Genomic DNA, 2,651 nt, shown 5'->3' with positions numbered 1-2,651 from the left:
CCCCCACCACCCCCGCCACATGAGCGGGTGTCATCGCATCGATGAGTTCCACATCCAGGACTCCCGCGACATGGGCGATCCCGTCGACGCGATGGGCCTCGAGCAACGCGGCGACCTGAGCCCGTTCCGCGACGTCGCACGCGACGACATCGACGCGTTCCGCGCCGGCCGCCCGCAGCCGGTCGACCGTCTCGGCCAGCCCGGGGGCGTCCGGACCGCCCCTGCTCGCCAGGACGAGTTCCCGTGTCCCTCGCGTGACGAACCACTCGGCGACGCGCACCCCGAGCGCACCGGTGCCTCCGGTGACGAGGAGCCGCCGCGGAGACGGACGGCCGTCGCCGAGCGACGCGACCGGATCCGGGACGGACAGCGGCGCCGGGCGCAGCCGACGGCCGTGGATCCGCCCGTCACGCACGGACACCTGGTCCTCGCCGCCATGGGCCAACACCGAAGCGACGGCGGCGAGTTCCTCCTCGCTCGGCTCCGCCGCCACATCGATGAGCCCGCCCCAACGGTCCGGGTGCTCCAGAGCGGCCACACGGCCGAGCCCCCATACCGCCGCCTGCGCGGGATCGTCGGGGGCACGATCGGGGCCGAACCCGGCCCGGGTGACGACCCACAGCGGCGCGCGCACGCCCGCGTCACCGAGTGCCTGAACCAGCGCCATCGTGTCGACCACAGCGGCGCCCGAGGAAGATGAGAGGCAGGACACCACACCGGCCGGATCGGCCCCGTCGACCACCGACTCCAGCAGCGCGGCGAGCCCCTCCCTGTCCCGCACGTCGCAGGTCAGCCGCTCCAGGCCGGGGACGAACCGATCGAGCCCGGAGAGAGGGGAGGCGTCGCGCTCCTGCAGCAGAAGCCAGCGCCCGTTCGCAGAGGCCGTGGCCGGTACCTCCACCGGCGCCCACTCCACGCGGTACCGCCAGCCGTCGACCTCGGCGCGCTCCACCTCTTCGCGGTGCAGTTCCGTCAGCCGGGGGATGACGGCATCGAGCGCGTCCTGAGGCACGCCCAGCGTGTCCGCCAGATGCTGCGTCCCCTGTTCCATCATCGACCAGAAGGACACGTCACCGTCCGAGACCGACGGCTTCCCCGACGCCACCGTGTGCGCGGTGACCGTGGGCCAGAATCGGGTGCGTTGGAAGGCATAGGTGGGCAGGTCGACCGCCACAGCACCGTCGTGGTCGCCGAAGACGGGGGTCCAGTCGACCTCCCCGCCGTCGACGTGCAGCTTCGCCATCGTCCGCAGCACGTCCAGGTGTTCGGAACCGTCCTTGCGGAGGATCGGTACGAACAGTGCGCCGCCGACTCCGTCGTCCTGAACGCAGTTCTGCGCGAGGGCGGTGAGGGTGCCGTCGGGTCCGATCTCCAGGAAGCGTGTCACGCCCTCGGCGACGAGCGCGGCCACGCCGTCGGCGAAACGGACCGCCTCACGGACATGCCGCACCCAGTACTCCGCCGACGCCAACTCCCCGTCCGCGGCGAGCTGTCCGGTGACGTTCGAGACGAGGGGGATCGACGGTGCGGCGTAGCTGACGCCTTCCGCGACGCGGCGGAACGCGTCGAGCATCGGTTCCATCAGGGGGGAGTGGAAGGCGTGCGAGACCCGCAGACGCGACGTACGCCGCCCCCGCGCCTTCAGCTGTTCGGCGACCTCGACGACCGCCGACTCCACACCTGCGATCACGACCGCGCGGGGGCCGTTGACCGCGGCGATCGACACCTCACCCGCACGGCCTTCGACCAGCGGGGCCACTTCCTCCTCGGCGGCCTCCACCGCCACCATCACACCACCGGCGGGCAGTTCCTGCATCAACTGCCCACGCGCCACGACCAGAGCGCAGGCATCCTCCAGAGACATCACACCCGCCACATGCGCGGCCGCGATCTCACCGATCGAGTGCCCGATCAGGACGTCCGGACGCACCCCGAACGACTCCACCAGACGGAACAACGCCACCTCGACCGCGAACAACGCGGGCTGCGCCCACTCCGTACGATCCAGCCGCCCCGCATCCTCCCCGAAGACGACATCACGCAACTCCGCACCCACATGAGCGCACACCGCGTCGAAAGCCTCCGCGAACACCGGGTAGGCCTCGTACAACTCACGCCCCATCCCCAACCGCTGCGCACCCTGACCCGAGAACAGGAACGCCGTCCGACCACTACGCCGGCCTTCGCCTACGACCGTGCGCAGTCCGGGCTCGCCCAGACGCAATGCCTTGAGTTCTTCGGCAAGTTCCTGACCGCTGCCAGCGAGTACGACGGCACGGTGCTCGAAAGTCGAGCGGGTCGTGGCCAGCGCTTGGGCCAGTTGGGCGGACGTCGAATCGTGCGGCTCCTCGACGGCCGCCAGCAAACGCCCGGCCTGGGCGTTCAGGGCCGCTTCGCTGCGGCCGCTGACAAGCCAGGGCAGTACTGCCGTGTCGTCCGTCGAAGGACTTCCCGAGCTCGGCGGCTCGGGCGCCTGCTCCAGGATGACGTGCGCGTTCGTACCACTCAACCCGAACGACGACACACCCGCACGCCGCACCCGCCCAGCATCCCCCACCCACACCCGACTCTCCGTCAGCAACCGCACATCCCCCGCCGACCAGTCCACATGCGAGGACGCCTCTCCCACATGCAACGTCGCCGGCAACACA

Annotated in this window: 1 protein-coding gene; it reads right to left on the bottom strand. The window is 70.8% G+C overall.

From position 1 onward, the window contains the following. The coding region (locus BIV23_RS42850; protein ID WP_245790922.1) for an acyltransferase domain-containing protein at positions 1-2,557 on the bottom strand (2,557 nt) is incomplete at its 3' end. Between the last annotated feature and the right edge of the window lie 94 nt (positions 2,558-2,651).

It is taken from the genome of Streptomyces monashensis, from assembly GCF_001866665.1.
GTDB classification, from domain to species: domain Bacteria; phylum Actinomycetota; class Actinomycetes; order Streptomycetales; family Streptomycetaceae; genus Streptomyces; species Streptomyces monashensis.
Note: the sequence above shows the minus strand (reverse complement) of the source record. Positions and strands in the feature narration are given on the sequence as shown.